The 18,800-nt window shown below is 48.8% G+C and carries 12 protein-coding genes; 9 read left to right on the top strand and 3 right to left on the bottom strand.

Annotation, left to right across the window (positions count from 1 at the left end):
- Window positions 1-31: 31 nt before the first annotated feature.
- Entirely contained in the window at window positions 32-442 is a 411-nt protein-coding gene (locus ACFOET_RS16235; protein ID WP_379024566.1) for a BrxA/BrxB family bacilliredoxin, read from the bottom strand.
- 415 nt (window positions 443-857) lie between these two features.
- On the opposite strand from ACFOET_RS16235, the gene ahcY reads away from it, so the two are divergent.
- On the top strand, window positions 858-2,174 hold the full coding sequence (ahcY, locus tag ACFOET_RS16230; RefSeq protein WP_379024564.1) for an adenosylhomocysteinase: 1,317 nt from the start codon (window positions 858-860) through the stop codon (window positions 2,172-2,174).
- Here ahcY and ACFOET_RS16225 read toward each other — a convergent pair.
- Both ACFOET_RS16225 and ACFOET_RS16220 read right to left on the bottom strand, forming a co-directional pair.
- Window positions 2,171-2,722 carry an AAA family ATPase gene (locus ACFOET_RS16225; protein WP_379024562.1) on the bottom strand — a complete coding sequence of 184 codons (552 nt, stop codon included), beginning with the start codon at window positions 2,720-2,722 and terminating at the stop codon, window positions 2,171-2,173. The two genes, ahcY and ACFOET_RS16225, sit on opposite strands and share 4 nt — an antisense overlap.
- Window positions 2,723-2,789: 67 nt before the next feature.
- On the bottom strand, window positions 2,790-3,365 hold the full coding sequence (locus tag ACFOET_RS16220; RefSeq protein WP_379024560.1) for a hypothetical protein: 576 nt from the start codon (window positions 3,363-3,365) through the stop codon (window positions 2,790-2,792).
- Window positions 3,366-3,574: 209 nt separating this feature from the next.
- On the opposite strand from ACFOET_RS16220, the gene carB reads away from it, so the two are divergent.
- The 8 genes from carB to ACFOET_RS16180 all read left to right on the top strand — a co-directional run bounded on the left by carB (window position 3,575) and on the right by ACFOET_RS16180 (window position 18,729).
- Window positions 3,575-6,391 (top strand): carbamoyl-phosphate synthase large subunit, encoded by a 2,817-nt coding sequence (carB, locus tag ACFOET_RS16215; protein ID WP_379024558.1) that lies wholly within the window; start codon window positions 3,575-3,577, stop codon window positions 6,389-6,391.
- A gap of 154 nt (window positions 6,392-6,545) precedes the next feature.
- Window positions 6,546-7,148, top strand: coding sequence for an RNA polymerase sigma factor (locus ACFOET_RS16210; RefSeq protein WP_379024556.1), 603 nt, complete (start codon window positions 6,546-6,548; stop codon window positions 7,146-7,148).
- A 94-nt stretch (window positions 7,149-7,242) separates the two neighbouring features.
- Window positions 7,243-8,454: a FecR family protein gene (locus ACFOET_RS16205; protein WP_379024554.1), complete on the top strand. Its 1,212-nt coding sequence runs from the start codon at window positions 7,243-7,245 to the stop codon at window positions 8,452-8,454.
- A 274-nt stretch (window positions 8,455-8,728) separates the two neighbouring features.
- Entirely contained in the window at window positions 8,729-12,046 is a 3,318-nt protein-coding gene (locus tag ACFOET_RS16200; RefSeq protein ID WP_379024552.1) for a TonB-dependent receptor, read from the top strand.
- Between the two features lie 10 nt (window positions 12,047-12,056).
- Complete coding sequence (locus ACFOET_RS16195) at window positions 12,057-13,856, top strand: RagB/SusD family nutrient uptake outer membrane protein (RefSeq protein ID WP_379024550.1); 1,800 nt, start codon at window positions 12,057-12,059, stop codon at window positions 13,854-13,856.
- A gap of 177 nt (window positions 13,857-14,033) precedes the next feature.
- Window positions 14,034-16,733, top strand: coding sequence for a cation-transporting P-type ATPase (locus ACFOET_RS16190; RefSeq protein WP_379024549.1), 2,700 nt, complete (start codon window positions 14,034-14,036; stop codon window positions 16,731-16,733).
- 67 nt (window positions 16,734-16,800) lie between these two features.
- A complete protein-coding gene (fumC, locus tag ACFOET_RS16185; RefSeq protein WP_379025128.1) occupies window positions 16,801-18,198 on the top strand; it encodes a class II fumarate hydratase in 1,398 nt (465 codons plus the stop codon).
- Between the two features lie 60 nt (window positions 18,199-18,258).
- Window positions 18,259-18,729 (top strand): fumarate hydratase, encoded by a 471-nt coding sequence (locus ACFOET_RS16180; protein WP_379024548.1) that lies wholly within the window; start codon window positions 18,259-18,261, stop codon window positions 18,727-18,729.
- Window positions 18,730-18,800 lie beyond the last annotated feature (71 nt).

Genomic DNA, 18,800 nt, shown 5'->3' with positions numbered 1-18,800 from the left:
TTTTTTTTATTTTCTTGATCCAAAGAAACTATTAACAATATTCGTTAAAAGCAGCAACCAAGTTGTCTGCAATCATCTGCGCAGGACGCCCTTCGATTTGGTGCCTTTCGATCATGTGCACCAATTTACCGTCTTTGAACAGCGCCATGGCGGGCGAAGATGGCGGGTATGGCAACATATAGGAACGTGCCTTGTCGACTGCTTCTTTTTCCATACCAGCAAATACCGTAACCATTTTGTCCGGTTGTTTTTCATTCTTGATGGCTGCTGTCGCTGCAGGGCGCGCATTTGCCGCTGCGCAGCCACACACGGAATTAACCACCACAAACACAGTCCCATCCTGCTTGATGGCCGCATCGACCTCCTCAGGGGATCTAAGTTCTTCAAAACCGACGTCTGTCAGCTCTTTGCGCATAGGCGCAACCAGGTATTCGGGATACATAATGTTAGTCCTTTCTATTAATAGTTAACCGATTAAATCTTTACAAAGATACGGTTCATCACGGCGTTAAGCAAATCTTGCCTTTCACCGGAATGTCAGAATATTACGGCATACCGTCGAACCTTGGCCGAGACGTATTATTGAAACAAACATAATATTGTAATAAAAATCGTTTCCATTACGTCGAATACGTCAAAAAGACGATGAAAAGACTTATTTTAATGACAAATTGCAAAAGATCATTCGCCTTTAACTATGTTACATTTCCTTTTCAGCAGAAAAAAGTTACCACTGATTCTTCGCTCTTCCAGCAAAGGTTGCGGAGTGATGCTTGGTGGGGGTTCATCTATATATATTTGAATTCAAGCACAGAAAACGGTATCTTTGTGCCAAATACATTTAACGTTTTAGTATTATGTCAGCGATAGATACCACACACCTTCCCTATAAAGTAAAAGACATCAACCTCGCCGAATGGGGCCGTAAGGAAATTGAATTGGCCGAAGCCGAAATGCCGGGCCTGATGGCACTCAGAGCGGAATTCGGTGCTTCCAAACCGCTGAAAGGAGCACGTATTGCAGGCTGCCTGCACATGACTATCCAGACTGCCGTGCTGATCGAAACCCTCATTGAGCTTGGGGCTGAAGTCACTTGGTCGTCGTGCAATGTCTTTTCGACACAAGACCATGCTGCGGCAGCTATCGCTGCTGCCGGAATACCCGTGTATGCATGGAAGGGCATGACCGAAGCCGAATTCAACTGGTGCATCGAGCAAACGCTGTTCTTCGGCGCAGACCGTAAGCCGCTAAATATGATACTGGATGACGGTGGCGACCTGACCAATATGGTGTTTGATAAGTACTCCGAGTTGATTGACGGAATCAAAGGGCTTTCCGAAGAAACCACTACCGGTGTTCATCGTCTTTACGAGCGCATGAAAAACGGAACCCTGCATCTCCCGGCCATCAACGTGAACGACTCGGTGACCAAATCCAAATTTGATAACAAGTACGGGTGCCGCGAATCGTTGGTTGACGCCATCCGCCGCGCTACTGACCTCATGCTCGCCGGTAAAGTTGCCGTGGTTGCCGGATATGGCGACGTGGGCAAAGGATCAGCCGAATCGTTAAGCAGCGCCGGTGTACGCGTCATCGTTACTGAAATTGACCCGATCTGCGCATTGCAGGCTGCCATGGAAGGCTACGAAGTAAAAAAGTTCGCCAACGCGGTAAAAGAGGCAGACATTATCGTCACGACGACAGGTAATCGAGACATTGTACGGGGCGAACATTTCAAAACCATGAAAGACAAGGCCGTGGTCTGCAACATCGGGCACTTCGACAATGAAATTGATGTAGCTTGGCTTAACAGCAACTATGGGCATACCAAAATAGAAATCAAGCCGCAGGTAGACAAGTACACCATTGACGGGAAAGATATCATCCTGCTGGCAGAAGGCCGCTTGGTCAACCTTGGCTGCGCCACCGGACACCCCTCTTTCGTGATGAGCAATTCGTTCACCAACCAAACGCTTGCCCAAATCGAATTGTGGACCAACAGCGAAAACTATGAAAAAAAGGTTTATACGCTTCCAAAACACCTTGACGAGAAGGTTGCCCGACTACATCTTGCCAAAATCGGTGTTGAACTGGATGTATTGGATCCCCATCAAGCTGAGTATATCGGGGTGTCTGTCGAAGGGCCATATAAGCCGGACCATTACCGATACTAAGGAACAGGGATTGAACGAATAAACAAATTGACCGCTTCTAAAGCCTTCTGGAAACGATCCGATCCCAGCCCCGATATGACTTGATAGCGCGCATTGTTGGCCTGCATTTCATGACGCCACACCCCCATGAAATGCTCCCTCAAATGCGGGAAATCGCGCAAAGGGTCGTCCACCCACGGCAAGTCGATATCCATCAGCAAATAAAGATCATAATGGGTGCGTCGAAGCGTTTGGAGCACTACACCCGGCGTATACCCAAAAAGATGGTCGCACCAAATTTTGATGGTAAGCAACATCGTATCGCAAATCAGAATACCGTTCTGAGCCAAGGGCACCACACTCCGCTCCAAAGCCAGCTGCCCATAAAACATATTAAGCTCATCTTGCAACGTGTATTCCCGGTTGAGGTCACGACAATATTCACGCGCGTACTCGGGTACGCATACCGTTCCGAAATGCCGCGCCAATTGTTCTGCGATCGTTGATTTGCCGGTCGACTCTGGGCCAACCACTGCAATTTTAATTGGCTGCTTTTCATCTTTTTGCATTATGCAAACATAAAAAATGCCATTGGCTTCTTCAACCAATGGCGACAATTTGGGGACAACCTGCTGCTTAAAAAACGTAACGGGCAGTCAAACCGCCATTCGCATAAAAATTATTGTAGCCATAGTCCGAGCCGTTTACCAGATGAATGGTAGGCCTGATGTCGGCGGAAAAAGCAAACGGTGCATTTTTCAGCTTGTAGTCCACACCACCGGTGGGGAAAATACCGGCGTTAAATCCTTTTATCCCCTCTACATCGGAAAACGTGTTGGATAGCACTAAGCCACCGCCTACGAACCATTTAAATCCTTCAATGTCACCGATAGGAAAATGATGTTGATAAGCCCCGGAAAGAGAAAGGTTTGTCCGCTTGGCCCAACCTGAATAAGGCCGAATTCCTAAATCAAACTCCAATGCCGCCGGCTGACTGATAAAGGTCTTGAATGCGGCAGCGAAAACGTCATAATAACCAGAACCGAGACGAACACCGATAGAATTCTGGTAGTCACTTTGCGCAGAAGCCGTCAAAGCAAATGCAGCGAAAAAAGTTAATAAGGTCAATTTAATTTTCATCGTCATTGATTTTAATTTTCCGCGCAAAAGTAAAACATTACTTGATTCGAGCGAAATTTTTTGAACAATCACGAAAAAATACTTATAAATTTGGATCACGAAAAAATCCTGAATCAATTTCCTCGATAGATATCAAAATTATTAGGTGATAATTCCATCAAAAAAACATACCTTTGCACTCCGACAAAACAGTCGGAATACCCTACTCAAATTTCCCAGGCGTTTCTTGCTGTTTTGGTCACATAACATCATCGGATATTGTTTACGTTTTTCACCACAGCATGCCCAGAAACACCTCCATCAATTCAGTTTTAATTATCGGATCAGGCCCGATTGTTATCGGACAGGCCTGTGAATTTGATTACTCCGGATCACAAGCTGCCCTTTCACTCAAGGACGAGGGCATTGAAGTATCCATTATCAATTCCAATCCGGCCACCATCATGACGGATAAGGTAATTGCCGATCACGTATACTTACTTCCCCTTACATGCGAAAGCATTGAACAGATACTACAGGAACAGCATATCGATGCCGTTCTGCCCACCATGGGCGGACAGACTGCCCTCAACCTGTGTATCGAAGCATCCGAACGGGGAATTTGGGAAAAATATAACGTAAAAGTTATCGGAGTGGATGTTGCTGCCATCGAAAAGACTGAAAACCGGGAGGAGTTCCGGCAACTGATGGTCGACATCGGAGTGGGAGTTGCAACCTCGAAAATAGCCAACTCCTTCTTGGAAGGGAAGGAAGCCGCCCAGGAAATCGGATTCCCCTTAGTTATTCGGCCATCCTATACACTGGGCGGCACCGGAGGCGGCTTTGTCCACAAAAAAGAAGACTTTGAAGCGGCGCTCAGCCGCGGACTCCAGGCATCTCCTACTCATGAGGTGCTGGTAGAGCAGGCGGTATTAGGTTGGAAGGAATTTGAGCTGGAGTTGCTTCGTGATAGTAATGATAACGTCATTATTATCTGTACAATAGAAAACTTCGATCCGATGGGCATCCACACGGGTGACTCGATTACGGTGGCGCCCGGCATGACCCTTAGCGACCGCTGCTATCAGGAGATGCGCAACCAAGCCATTAAGATGATGCGTGCGATCGGTAATTTTGCCGGCGGATGCAATGTACAGTTTTCGGTCAATCCGGAAAATGAAGATATCATCGCGATCGAAATCAATCCACGCGTATCACGCTCCTCGGCATTGGCTTCAAAGGCAACGGGCTACCCCATCGCCAAGATCGCCGCAAAGCTGGCCATCGGATACAACCTCGATGAAATCGAAAATCAAATCACCAAAACTACTTCAGCATACTTCGAGCCGACACTTGACTATGTGATTGTCAAAGTACCGCGGTGGAACTTCGCTAAGTTTAAAGGTGCGAACCGCGAACTGGGACTGCAGATGAAGTCGGTGGGCGAGGTGATGGCAATTGGCCGCACCTTTATTGAAGCCTTGCAGAAAGCCTGTCAGAGCCTGGAAACTGGCCGGCATGGCCTAGGAGCAGACGGGAAGCAACTGCGCAACCTGGAAGAGATCATGCACAGCCTTGAACACCCAAGCAGCGATCGCCTCTTCCATATTAAGGACGCGTTCGAACTTGGTGTTCCACTGGAGTCGATCCGCAAAGCAACCCATATTGATAAATGGTTCCTGCTTCAAATTCAGGAACTGGTGCACCTGGAAGCTGAACTACGCAGATACCAACTGAATAATATTCCTAAAGATTTTCTGCTCACCCTCAAGCAAAAAGGGTATTCCGATACCCAAATCGCGTGGCTGTTGAGCAATGTAACGGAAGACGATGTTTATAACCGCCGTAAGGAACTGGGTATCCGAAGGGCATATAAAATGGTTGATACCTGTGCCGCAGAATTCCAGGCACAAACTCCGTACTATTACTCGACATTCGAGGAGGAAAACGAATCGGCCGTATCCGATAAGAAAAAGATTATCGTGCTGGGCTCCGGGCCGAATCGCATCGGGCAAGGTATTGAATTCGATTACTCCTGCGTGCATGGCCTGTTAGCAGCTAAAGAAGCAGGATATGAGTCCATCATGATCAATTGCAACCCCGAAACAGTGTCTACCGATTTCAACATGGCGGACAAGCTCTACTTTGAGCCAGTCTATTGGGAACATGTCCGCGAAATCATCGAACTGGAAAAACCCGAGGGTGTTATCGTGCAACTTGGCGGACAGACGGCACTGAAGATGGCGGAACAACTGGAATCCAATGGCATCAAGATCATCGGAACTTCTTTCCAAGACATGGACTTGGCTGAAGACCGGGGCCGTTTCTCCGACCTGCTGAAGTCCTTGGACATCCCTTATCCAAGATACGGGGTGGCCGAAAGCGCAGAGGAAGCGCTTAAGGTAGCCAAGGAAGTAGGTTATCCCGTGCTTGTTCGCCCAAGCTATGTGCTCGGCGGCGAGCGCATGAGCATCGTTATCAACGATGAGGAGCTGGAGCGGGCGGTGGTAAAGCTGCTGCGCAACTTACCTGGAAACCGTGTGTTGATTGATCATTTCCTAGACCGCGCGGAGGAGGCCGAGTCCGACTCGATCTGTGACAGTGAGGATGTCCATATCATCGGCATGATGGAGCATATCGAGCCGGCCGGTATCCACTCCGGCGATTCAAGCGCCGTGCTCCCGCCGTTCAGCCTTTCCGAAACGGTGCAACGCCAAATGGAGGAATACACCGTAAAACTCGCCAAAGCATTGAATGTCAAAGGGCTGCTAAACATCCAGTTTGCTATAAAAGATGAAAAGGTATACGTCATCGAGGCAAACCCGAGGGCATCACGAACCGTACCGTTCATTGCGAAGGCTTACGACGTGCCTTACATCAATATTGCTACGAAAATCATGCTCGGCGTAAACAAATTGAAAGATTTCAATATTGAGCGGAAGCTCACGGGCTATGCTATCAAAGTACCCGTATTCTCATTCGATAAATTCCCGGATGTAGACAAGCAATTGGGTCCAGAAATGAAATCTACCGGTGAAGCCATCCGCTTCATCAAGGACTTGGATGATCCATTTTTCCGGGAGATGTATGCCAAAAAGTCGATGTATTTGAGCAAATAAAAAAATGCTGATGCCTCTTAAAGCCCTCTGCACCCATAGTGGTGCCGGGGGCTTTTTTATCAGGCCACGGTCATTGCAAAGGCGTGCCGTGGCCTGACGTTGTATTGAGGTATTACTCAAATTTGTTATACTTGCTGCAGCCAACTATAATTGAATGTCGTTCGAAAAGTTTAAGTCAGGAAATGAACGAATGCTCTCGGCATATTTCGATCGATATGCCCGGGGGCTTTTGCTGTTTGCCTATCGGATGGTAGCGAACGACTCGGTAGCCGAGGAGTTGGTCCAAGATGCATACCTGAAACTCTGGGATGCCCGAGCACGGCTGGAGAACGAAGCCCATCTGAAGTCGTTCCTGTACCTAACAACCCGGAATGCTTGCATTGATTACCTAAAAGGAATCGAAAACCGCGTTCGGGTGGCATCCGGTGAACTTAAGGATGATTTTCCCCAAACGGACAACGACTTGCTAGCACGTATGATACATGCAGAAACCCTTCAACTCATCTACGCGGAGATCAAAAGGCTCTCGCCTACACAACAACAGGTTTTTAAGCTCACATTCATTGATGGACTTCGTACAGAAGAAATATGCACAGCATTGGGCATGAATTCAAACGCAGTATTCATTGCACGTTCAAAAGCACTTGCAAAACTTCAGAAGCTCTTTAAAGGGAAGGACCTGTTGGCCTACCTTGCATTTTTACCGTTAGCAGACCGCCAGTACGGGCTACCCGGGTTTCTAAAAACCTTCACTTAACGGATGATTACGCCGAAGCCTAGGTTCTTGCTTTCTTAAAATAATCGGAAAGGTTTCATCGATAATATCGTAATAACGGCCAAAGACCTTTGGAGTGAAAACTGGAAAAGACATAGAGCAGTTACTTTTGCGCCGGCTACAGGGTATCGCCACCGATACGGAAAACCAACAAATCGAGCAATGGGCAGCTAAAGCGACGCAGAATCGCGCAACGCTAACACGTTTGGAATCTGAGGAAACGCTCCGGGAAGACCTTAACACATTGCTCTTTCTCGTCGACACAGAAGCGGGGATAGTTCGCCTTCAACGTATGGACGACCGCATCCGGCAATCTATCGCACGTCGTTCGAGACGCTGGTTGAACAGGTGGTTGCCATATGTGGCGGCGATGATCATCGCTTCCACTACCGTAGCATGGTTGTTTTTTGAAATACTGCCCAGCAATAAACCGCGAGCTATCGTACATGCAGGAAATATCCAACCAGGCGGAAACCGAGCAACATTAACGCTCACCGATGGGCGGACGATCACGTTAGATGAAACGCAGCACGGAATAATTTTCGGGGATAAGAACATTTCTTATACGGATGGGAGCAGACTTCTGGACCAACAAGAGTTTGCACCGACAAGCGACCCCAATCCGCCATCTGTTGTACTCACGACACCGAGGGGCGGAACATACCAAATAGTGTTGCAAGATGGTACGCAAATATGGCTCAATGCATCCTCTTCGTTGCGGTATCCGACAGTCTTTAGTGATCGCGAACGTATTGTTGAGATCACGGGCGAGGGGTATTTTGCTGTCGCAAAAGATGCCAACAGACCTTTTAAGGTGGTTTCCCGTGGGCAGACGATCAACGTACTAAGTACCGAATTCAACGTCAGTGCCTACCCTGACGAGTATGAAACGAAAACAACCCTGGTAGAAGGTAAGGTACAGATATGCTTTGACAACGCGCCGAACAATCATCCGCATGCGCCGTTCACGCTCCGGCCCGGCCAACAGGGAATTGTAGGCATCTCATCCGTACAGATCGAACAGGTCGATGTCAATCAGTACACCGCATGGAAAGACGGATATTTTTACTTCAACGGCGATTCGCCACAAGAGGCTTTTGCCCAATTGGGCCGATGGTACGATATCGAAGTGGTATACCGGAACGACCTGCGTACGGTTGAATTCTATGGAAAGATTGAGCGGAATAAGTCGCTTGGATCATTTTTGAGCATATTGGAAAAAGCAGGGCTCGAGTTCGAGGTTATGCCTAAAGGACGCGGATTCCAATTGATCGTAGGGACTGAATAATCTTGAGTAACAAACCAAGCACAGTAATCAAATAACCAATTTAACTGAAAAGCTATGATAAAGCCAGCCCCCGAGTAATCTAATCTTCAATCGTGGCGCAAAAATCCGGATGATGCTCACAACACCACCCGGCTATACGTCTGGTGGCTATACCCGATGTATCGCTACATGGAATTAACCAATATTATAACCACCCAAACAGAACAAATATATGAGTTTTTCACGATGTGTGAACAGGGATGCTTATTCCCGTACATACCGATATATCTTAATAATGAAACTGACGGCTTTTTTTATCGTTGCGTTCTTTTTGCAATCCGTCGCTGAGAGTAAAGCTCAAAAAATCACGCTGAGTGTCCGCAATGCAACGCTGCAAGAAGTGATGAACAGTGTACAGCGACAACAGGGCTCATCGTTCTTTTTCCTTGGGAATAAGATAGCTTCAACGCGTGTCAGTTTGAATATTCAACAAATGGAATTGGCTGATGCGATGACCGCTATTCTGGCCAACAGAAATCTTGACTGGCATCTCGAAGATAATACGATTGTCATCAAGCGGTCAAGTGGTTCAACAACGGATATGCTGCCGAAATCAACAGCCAAGGTAAACCAACAACAGACCATTACGGGTACTGTGACAGACACATTGGGCACGCCGTTGGTTGGGGTTTCGGTGGCAGTAAAGGAATCAAAGATGTCCACAAGCACCGATATCAACGGCAAATTCGTGCTGGAGGCGCCACCAGGTACCGCTGCTACATTGGTTTTCTCGTACGTAGGTTATGCCATGCAAGAAATTGCTATTGGAATCCAATCCGTTTTCAACGTGGTTTTGCAAGCGGATAACACCGGTTTGGACGAGGTCGTCGTAGTGGGATTTGGCGTACAGAAGAAAATTACCAATGTCGGCTCTCAGGCAACGGTAAGGCCGGAGGAATTGAAAACGCCTGTCCGCAACCTTTCGACAGTATTAGCGGGTAGACTATCAGGGATCGTGGCCGTCCAACGGAGCGGTGAGCCAGGGTATGACAACGCCAATGTGTGGATTAGGGGCGTCTCCTCGTTGACGGGTTCTAGGAGCCCGCTGGTGCTGGTTGATGGTGTGCAACGTCCGTTTTCCGATTTAGATCCCGAAGACATCGAAAGTTTTTCCATTTTAAAGGATGCATCGGCAACCGCGGTCTACGGCGTCCGGGGCGCAAACGGTGTCATCCTGATCAACACCCGAAAGGGTAAGCCCGGCCGCATCAATATCACAACGGGCTACAACGAAAGCATCAACCAATTCACGCGGATCCCCTCGTTAGTCGACGGGGCTACCTATATGCAAATCGTCAACGAAGCCCACACGACAAGAGGCAAGGCAGCTCGCTATTCGGATGAAATTATCGCTAAAACTGCCAACGGGGAAGACCCTGATCTATACCCCGATGTCAACTGGTATAGCGAGGTTTTTAATAAATTTGGCCATAACCGCCGTGCCAATTTGAATATGACAGGAGGATCCGATCGGGTGAATTTCTATGTTTCTACGGCGTATTTTAGTGAAGTCGGATTATTCAAGCGCGACGAACTTCAGAACTACAACTCTCAAATCAAACTTGACCGCTATAACTTCACCACAAATCTCTCTATGCAGGCAACAGCTACGACAAAAGTTGACTTGGGCGTTCAAGGGTACATTATGAATGGCAATTTCCCTGGTTCCTCCACCGGAGGGATTTTTGGCATGGCCATGCAAGCTACACCGATCGCCTTCCCCGTTTTATATAGCAATGGATACGTGGGCGACCAGCGTGGAGGTGAACTTCAAAACCCCTATGCCATGCTGACGCGAACGGGTTACGTTACGGAGTGGCGCAACCGAATCAACTCAAATATCCGAGCTACCCAGGATCTCCGCATGCTCATCCCCGGCCTGTCCCTCACGTCGATGTTCTCATTCGATTCGTATAATGAAAGCGCTGCAAGAAGGTTAAAACGGCCCGACACCTATTTGGCTACGCAAAGAAATGAAAACGGCGAACTGATTTTTGAACAAACGTTCGTCGGAAGCCCTTATCTTGGGTTTGAAAGAACGAATCGGACCAGCAACCGAAACTTCTACACCGAGAGCGCGCTGAATTACTCGGGATCATTTGGCAGTCATCAAGTGACGGGTATGTTGCTTTACAACCAGAGCGATTACATCGACAATTTCTCTGAAGATTTCATCGGGTCCTTGCCCTACCGGCTTCGTGGCCTTGCTGGGCGCGCCACTTATGGTTTTAAAGAAAGGTATCTTTTGGAGGCCAACTTTGGCTATAACGGATCCGAGAACTTCTTACCGAAACGCCGATATGGCTTTTTCCCGTCAATCGGTTTGGGATGGGTCTTATCCAATGAATCGTTTTTCGGGTCATTGAACGAAGTCTTTCCCATGGCCAAAATCCGCTTCTCACATGGGCAGGTCGGTAACGCCGACATTGGCGGGCGACGTTTCGCTTACATCGGTACGGTTGGTGAAGGAGCTGGTGGATACACGTTTGGTAAGGATTGGAACAACTCGTTCAGCGGATTGGATATCGCGGAATATGCGGTCGACGTCAGTTGGGAAAAGGCGACGAAGACAAACATCGGCATTGATGTAGACACGCGTATCGCCGCAGGCAATCGGCTGAACGTTCAGTTCGATCTGTTTCACGAACGCCGAGAAGGCTCGTTCCTTCGTAGAAGCTCCGTTCCGGCTTTTGTGGGTCTCTTAAATAATCCTTATGGCAATCTGGGGATCACCGAAAACAAGGGATTGGACGCTTCGCTAACGTATAATGGGGCACTATCCAATAATTTCAGCATCAACGTTCAGGGAACAGTGACCTACAACCAAAATATCGTGATTGATGACGACCTCCCGCCTTGGAATTACCCCTGGCGCGAGCGGAAAGGCCAACGCATTGACCAGCGCTTTGGCTTGATAGCGGACGGGCTATTCAGGAATGAAGAGGAGATCGAAAACAGTGCTACGCAGATCGGCGATGTACGCGTCGGGGATATCCGGTATCGCGACCTTAATGGTGATGGAATGATTGACTCCAACGATGAAGCACCCATCGGCTATGGAGACACCCCGCAGTTGGTGTATGGCCTTCGCACCGGCTTCAAATGGAGACAATTCTCTATGGCCGCATTCTTTCAGGGCATAGGCAATGTAGACATTCTGTTAAATGGCGAAGGCCTCGTTCCGTTTCAGCAAGGGGGTACAAGAGGAAATTTGCTGACAATCATCGAAGACCGCTGGACGGAGGAGAACCAGAACTTCAACGCGTTTTATCCGCGTCTGACATTCGGGGATGAGAACATGAATTATCGAACAAGTTCATGGTGGGTAAAAAACGGTTCGTTTCTCAGGCTGAAGACATTGGATTTAAATTACACCCTTAATAAAGCCTTTACCAATCGATTCAGCCTGGAGTCCGCCACAATTTTCTTCCAAGGATTCAACTTACTCACACTGTCGGAGTTTAAAGTTTGGGATGTCGAGATGGGAAACGGTCGTGGCACAAATTATCCACAGCACAGGACATACAATCTGGGGGTTCAACTAACATTCTAAGCATAGTACAATGAAAAGAACGACATACATCGCATTATATATCAGTGGGTTGTGCTGTTTACTAGCCACCCTTGGATGCCAGAAAAATTTCTTTGATCAAGTTCCGGATGATCGGATTACCATTGAGGAAGTATTCAATAGGCGACTTGAATCAGAACGCTACCTCGCAAACATTTACGCCCGGATACGAGAGGAACATAATCAATGGACTGATAACCCGTGGATGGGTGTAGCCGACGAAGCGGACATGACCTGGGCGCGGAGTGGCTACAACACCTATTTCATCAACTTAGGTGCTTGGGACCCCAATTCCGGATATTTTCAGTTTTGGGAACACTATTATCGCGGAATCCGATCCGCTACGTATTTCATGCAGCATATCGGCGGTAACGAAGAAATACTCAAGTTGCCCAACGGCCAAGGACTGATTAATCAATATTGGACGGAAGCCCGATTTTTGCGAGCCTATTTTTACTTTTGCCTGTTGCGACAATACGGACCAGTTATCCTATTGGGCGATGAGGTAATTCCGCCGGATACGCCGTTTGACAATTTACTGCTACCAAGGAATACGTTTGACGAATGCGTTAACTACATTGTCAGTGAATTGGATGCCGTAGGACAAGCCCTGCCACTTGTACAAACCAACGCAAGGGAAGAAGGACGTGCCACCCGCTCAATGGCCATGGCCGTAAAAGCGCGTCTGCTGCTGTATGCAGCGAGCCCCCTTTACAACGGAAACACCGCCTTTGCATCGTTTACCAATGATGACGGCACACCGCTGATCAGCCAAAATTATGATGAAAATAAGTGGAGACTGGCTGCTGATGCGGCAAAAGCGATTATCGATCTCAACCATTTTGACCTGTATAAGGTAATGGACAGCGACGGGAACATCGATCCCATTGCATCCTATTCCGGCATCGTGCTGGAACCATGGAATAAGGAGCAGATTTTTGTCCGTCCGGCTTGGAATGACGGAGATTGGGAGCGACACGCTACCCCCCGCTTTGGCGGCGGATGGTCGGGTATTGGCGCTACGCAAAAGCAAGTTGATGCTTACTTTATGGATAATGGCAAGGCCATTGACGAAGAAGGTTCCGGCTATGTCGAAACCGGATTCTCCACTGAGGGCACCCGATACACCCCGGCCGGAACTTATAACATGTATGTAAACCGGGAACCCCGGTTCTATGCATCGATCGTCTATAACGGTTCTTATTGGATTCATCGCGATGAAGGTGACATCAGGGTGGGCATGCATCGCTATGGCAATACTGGCATGGAAGGTACCTGGGATTTCTCACGCACCGGCTATTTAATCCGAAAAAACATCCACCCGAATAGCAATCCCCGATTGAATCGCTTTGTCAGGAGACCGTATGTCATGTTTCGCCTGGGCGAGGTTTATCTCAATTATGCAGAGGCACTGAACGAGTATGATCCGGGGAATCCGGATATCCTTCATTATATCAATCTAATACGTGAGCGAGCTGGTATTCCCAAACTTGAGAGGGAATACTTCAAAGAGGAGATGCGAAAGCGAATCCAGCAGGAAAGACAGGTGGAATTAGCTTTCGAAAACCATCGCTATTTTGACACCAGGCGTTGGAAAATCGCTATGGAAACGGACGGCGGACCATTCGAAGGGATGAATGTAGAGGCCCCTGTATCAACCTTCGATGACCCGGAGTTCTATCGCCGCACGGTATTCGAGACCCGTGTGTTCCAAGAGCGGCATTACCTATGGCCGATCCCCCAATCTGAAATTGATCGAAACCGTGCGTTGAGACAAAATCCAGGTTGGTAAAAACTTTGTAAATGTAAGAAGACCCCATGTGTTGGCCGAAAAAAGTCCAACGCATGGGGTCTTCGTGCTTATTAATAAAACCGCTTTTGATCGTAAATTGATTGCGACAAGCGAAACAAAATGCCAATGCCATCAGTTTACGTTCACGTAAAACATAAACTAAACAAAGCGGCATTAATGGATAAAAACCAAGAACAGCCCGTAGAAGCGTGGCATACCTTAGCGCTAAATGACGTGGTCGGCAAACTAGAAACAGACATCGCTGATGGCCTGTCAGAAGAAGCAGCATCCCAACGTCTCAAAGAATACGGTCCGAACGAGCTCCCCAGCAAGAAAAAGGAAAGTAAGATCATCCGATTCCTGAAATACTTTCACGATATCCTTATTTATGTACTGCTCGTTGCTGCCGCCATCACCGCATTTCTCGGTCATTATACCGATACCATTGTCATCGCCATAGTAGCTGTTGTCAATGCATGTATCGGATATTTCCAAGAAAGCAAAGCGTTGGAGGCTTTGGAAAGCATCAAAGGCATGCTATCCCTGAAAGCTAAAGTAATCCGCAGCAGTTCGACGGTGGAAACGGACGCGCGTGACGTTACGTTGGGTGATGTTGTAGTACTCGATCCCGGAGACAAGGTACCGGCTGATCTACGGTTGGTCAAAGCCAACAACCTCAAAATAGAGGAATCGCCACTTACCGGCGAATCGGAATCGGCCGAGAAGGGCCTTGATACGCTCGCGGAAGACACCCCGTTGGGCGACCGGGCAAACATGGCTTTCACGGGCACCACGGTGAGTAGCGGCAGAGGCCGCGGGATTGTCGTAGGGATAGGTGGCAACACAGAATTAGGCAAAATCAACCGGATGATGAGCGAAGTGGAGGACCTGACCACTCCCCTCCTGCGGCAGACCGCAAAATTCGGCAAAACCATTGCCGTATTTACTATTCTCGTCGCAGCGGCGACCTTCGCTTTCGGCTTTTTTTTAAGGGACTACGACCCCGACGAGCTTTTGATGTCTGTGATCGGGCTTGCGGTTGCTGCGATACCTGAAGGTCTGCCCGCAATCTTATCAATTATCCTTGCCATCGGTGTGCAGAATATGGCTAAACGGAACGCTATTATCCGGAACCTCCCCTCGGTAGAGACCCTGGGGTCGGTGTCGGTGATCTGTTCCGATAAAACCGGCACCCTCACCAGAAATGAAATGACGGTCCAGCGTGCTGTCGTACGCGACGCCACGTATACGATAAGCGGTATCGGCTATTCGCCCGAAGGGGAAATTTGCCGTGATGAAAAGCCTGTCGATGTTAATCAGTCGGAGCCCGTATTGAAACAATTGCTCCAGTGCTTTTACCTATGTAACGATGCGTCCGTAAGTAAAAACGAGAACGGAGAGTGGTCCGTCAAGGGAGCACCTACCGAAGGCGCGTTGATTACCGCATACCAGAAAGCAAGCCTGCCGGACGACAACATTGAACGGAAGGCGACCATCCCTTTCGATTCCGAGTACAAATACATGGCCACGCTGGTTGAGCAGGACGATAGCCATGTTATCCTTATCAAAGGGGCGCCGGACCGCCTGCTGGCCATGGCGGAGAAGGAGAAGCGCGACGATGGGGAAAAGGAATTCGACAGCAAGTTCTGGGAAGAAAAGATTTCAGAGCTTGCCAGCAATGGACAGCGTGTCATAGGAGCTGCATATAAAAAAGTAGACAAATCGGTCAGCGATATTGACCACAGTGATATCGAGCAGGGCGTAGTCTTCCTCGGCCTGGCAGGCATCATCGACCCGCCCCGCGACGAGGCGGTAAAAGCTATCCGGTCCTGCAAGGAAGCCGGCATCACCGTCAAGATGATTACCGGCGATCACGCCGATACGGCAAAAAGCATCGGTAAAGAGATGGGAATCGGCGACGGTTCTAAAGTAATCCAAGGCAAAGACCTGCAAGTCATAGAAGATGACGAACTGAAAAAAGCGGTCACGGAATATGATGTGTTTGCCCGAACGAGTCCAGAGCATAAGCTCCGGCTTGTCGAAGCATTGCAGGCAAACAACATAATCTGCGCAATGACAGGCGACGGCGTAAACGATGCACCGGCGCTGAAAAAAGCGGATGTTGGCATCGCCATGGGAATAAAAGGCACCGACGTGACCAAGGATGCGTCTGAGATGGTTTTGGCCGACGACAATTTCCGGACCATTGCCGATGCCGTGGAAGAGGGCCGGAGGATCTATGACAACCTAAAGAAAACGATTTTGTTTACGTTGCCTACCAACGGCGCAGAGAGCCTCTTGATCATTGCCAGCGTCCTGTTTGGCACCATGATGCCGCTAACCCCCATACAGATTCTCTGGGTAAACATGGTTACTTCCGTTACCGTGTCTTTGGCGCTCGCCTTTGAAGCCATAGAAAAAAATGCAATGAAGCGACCGCCGCGAGACCCTGATGAACCGCTGCTGACCGGCTATTTCATCTGGCGCATTTTATTTGTTTCTGTCCTGATCGGCGGCGGAACCCTGTATCTTAGCGTGTATCTGGAAGGCGCAGGCGTATCGGAAGAAGAAGTAAGAACAATAACCTTACAAACCATCGTCATTTCGCAGGTTTTTCACCTGCTCAATTGCCGGAGCATCCGCGGAAACGCCTTCAGCGACGATTTTTTCTCCAACAAGGTTATTTTTGTGGTCGCTGCATTGCTATTCGTTCTTCAATTCAGCATCACCTATGTCCCCTTTATGAACAACGTATTCGGCACTGCCCAACTGGAAGTGGAACAATGGCGCTATCCCTATTACCTGGGTATCGCTGTGTTTTTCGTTGTCGAAATAGAAAAGGCGATTATGCGCGCGATTGACCGTCGCCGTAAATAGACGTGTAGTTTTCACATCTCGCATATCTTTGTACCTTTGTATGGATATTCAAACAACTCAAATTACCATGTCATACCGGATAGAACACGATACCATGGGCGAGGTACAGGTGCCTGCCGACAAATACTGGGGCGCACAAACCGAACGCTCACGCAACAATTTCAAAATCGGCCCTGCGGCTTCCATGCCCAAAGAAATCATTGAAGCGTTTGCCTACCTTAAGAAAGCGGCAGCATATACCAATGCAGACGCAGGCGTGCTTCCCTCAGATAAGCGAGACTTAATTGCACAAGCCTGTGATGAAATCTTGGCCGGCCAGTTGGACGACCAGTTTCCGCTGGTCATCTGGCAGACCGGCTCAGGCACCCAGTCCAACATGAACGTCAACGAGGTCGTCGCCAACCGTGCGCACGTACTAAAAGGCAACAAGCTAGGCGAAGGCAAACCGTTCATCCACCCCAACGACGATGTAAACAAGTCCCAGTCGTCAAACGATACCTATCCTACTGCAATGCACATCGCTGCATACAAAAAGGTGGCGGAAGTCACTATTCCGGGTGTTGAGAAGCTCAGGAACACCTTGAAAGCTAAATCGGAAGCTTTCGCCAACGTGGTCAAAATCGGCCGCACCCACTTAATGGATGCCACCCCGCTGACCTTAGGGCAGGAGTTTTCCGGCTATGTAGCACAGCTTGACTACGGACTGAAGGCGTTGAGAAATACGCTGGACCATCTATCCGAGCTGGCACTGGGCGGTACAGCCGTCGGCACTGGCATCAACACGCCGAAAGGATATGCCGAAAACGTAGCGAAGTACATTGCCGATTTCACGAACCTGCAGTTCCGTACGGCACCGAATAAATTTGAGGCGCTGGCGGCACATGATGCTATTGTGGAGAGCCACGGCGCATTGAAACAGCTTGCTGTAGCCTTGCACAAAATCGCCAACGACATTCGGATGCTAGCTTCCGGTCCCCGTTCGGGCATCGGCGAAATCCTCATCCCTGAAAACGAACCCGGCTCGTCCATCATGCCCGGCAAGGTAAATCCCACGCAATGTGAAGCGCTCACCATGGTCGCCGCGCAGGTCCTCGGAAACGACGTAGCTATTTCTTTCGGAGGTGCTAACGGCCATTACGAACTAAATGTATTCAAGCCGGTGATGGCGGCAAATTACCTGCAGTCCGCCCAGCTGATCGGCGACGCCTGTGTGTCGTTCAATGATCACTGCGCGATTGGCATCGAACCCAACTATGACGGCATTAAGAAACACCTGGAAAACTCGTTGATGCTGGTCACGGCCCTCAATCCACATATCGGCTACGAAAATGCTGCCAAAATTGCGAAAAAAGCGCACAAGGAAAACAAATCATTGCGTGAGGCCGCTTTGGAGCTTGGACTGTTGACCAATGAGCAGTTTGACGAATGGGTGCGTCCCGAAGAGATGATAGGCGGACTGAAATAAGTGTTCCGGTCTAAACCATCCATATCAAATAGGAATGCGTGCCGGCTATTTTTAGCCGGTATGCTGTTTCTTTCGGCAGGGTGCCGTTTCAATCCAGACGTTCAATATGAAGGCGCAGACTACCTACAGGGCATCTGGGTGCAAGACAGCGTACCGATGCAGGATATCCTGTTGCAATATACCTCGCATGAATTGAGTTTTACCTGCGATTCCATCTATGCCACGTTACATACTACCTCCAAAGTCAAGAATATTGCCGACTCGTGCTATAACGATGGGCGATGGACCGAACACGCAAAGGGAGTATATGTTGTACGGGGCGATAGCTTGCTTGTAGACGGCCAGTACACCAATGCAGACCTGCGGCCGAAGACATCGGGTTGTTACCGCATTGGGCAATACCTCCCCCGGTTCAAAATCGTGAGGTATTCAGCTGATTCGCTTGTGTTGGAAAACCGTCATGATCAGCGTTCCATCGTGTTACGAAAGAAAGCCGATATCACTTGTATCCCCAAAAAACGCTGGGAATAGCGGAGGAGTTACGGCCAACAAAAAAAGGCATCCACCTATTGGGACACCTTTTCTGATTTATTATCAACTAA

The organism is Parapedobacter deserti, from assembly GCF_042646065.1.
GTDB classification, from domain to species: Bacteria; Bacteroidota; Bacteroidia; order Sphingobacteriales; family Sphingobacteriaceae; genus Parapedobacter; species Parapedobacter deserti.
Note: the sequence above shows the minus strand (reverse complement) of the source record. Positions and strands in the feature narration are given on the sequence as shown.

Coding starts and splice junctions, on each gene's coding strand:
- ahcY (WP_379024564.1), top strand. CDS start 858: ATGTCAGCGATAGATACCACACACCTTCCCTATAAAGTAAAAGACATC.
- ACFOET_RS16180 (WP_379024548.1), top strand. CDS start 18,259: ATGCTGTTTCTTTCGGCAGGGTGCCGTTTCAATCCAGACGTTCAATAT.
- ACFOET_RS16200 (WP_379024552.1), top strand. CDS start 8,729: ATGAAACTGACGGCTTTTTTTATCGTTGCGTTCTTTTTGCAATCCGTC.
- ACFOET_RS16235 (WP_379024566.1), bottom strand. CDS start 442: ATGTATCCCGAATACCTGGTTGCGCCTATGCGCAAAGAGCTGACAGAC.
- ACFOET_RS16195 (WP_379024550.1), top strand. CDS start 12,057: ATGAAAAGAACGACATACATCGCATTATATATCAGTGGGTTGTGCTGT.
- carB (WP_379024558.1), top strand. CDS start 3,575: ATGCCCAGAAACACCTCCATCAATTCAGTTTTAATTATCGGATCAGGC.
- ACFOET_RS16190 (WP_379024549.1), top strand. CDS start 14,034: ATGGATAAAAACCAAGAACAGCCCGTAGAAGCGTGGCATACCTTAGCG.
- ACFOET_RS16210 (WP_379024556.1), top strand. CDS start 6,546: ATGTCGTTCGAAAAGTTTAAGTCAGGAAATGAACGAATGCTCTCGGCA.
- ACFOET_RS16225 (WP_379024562.1), bottom strand. CDS start 2,722: ATGCAAAAAGATGAAAAGCAGCCAATTAAAATTGCAGTGGTTGGCCCA.
- fumC (WP_379025128.1), top strand. CDS start 16,801: ATGTCATACCGGATAGAACACGATACCATGGGCGAGGTACAGGTGCCT.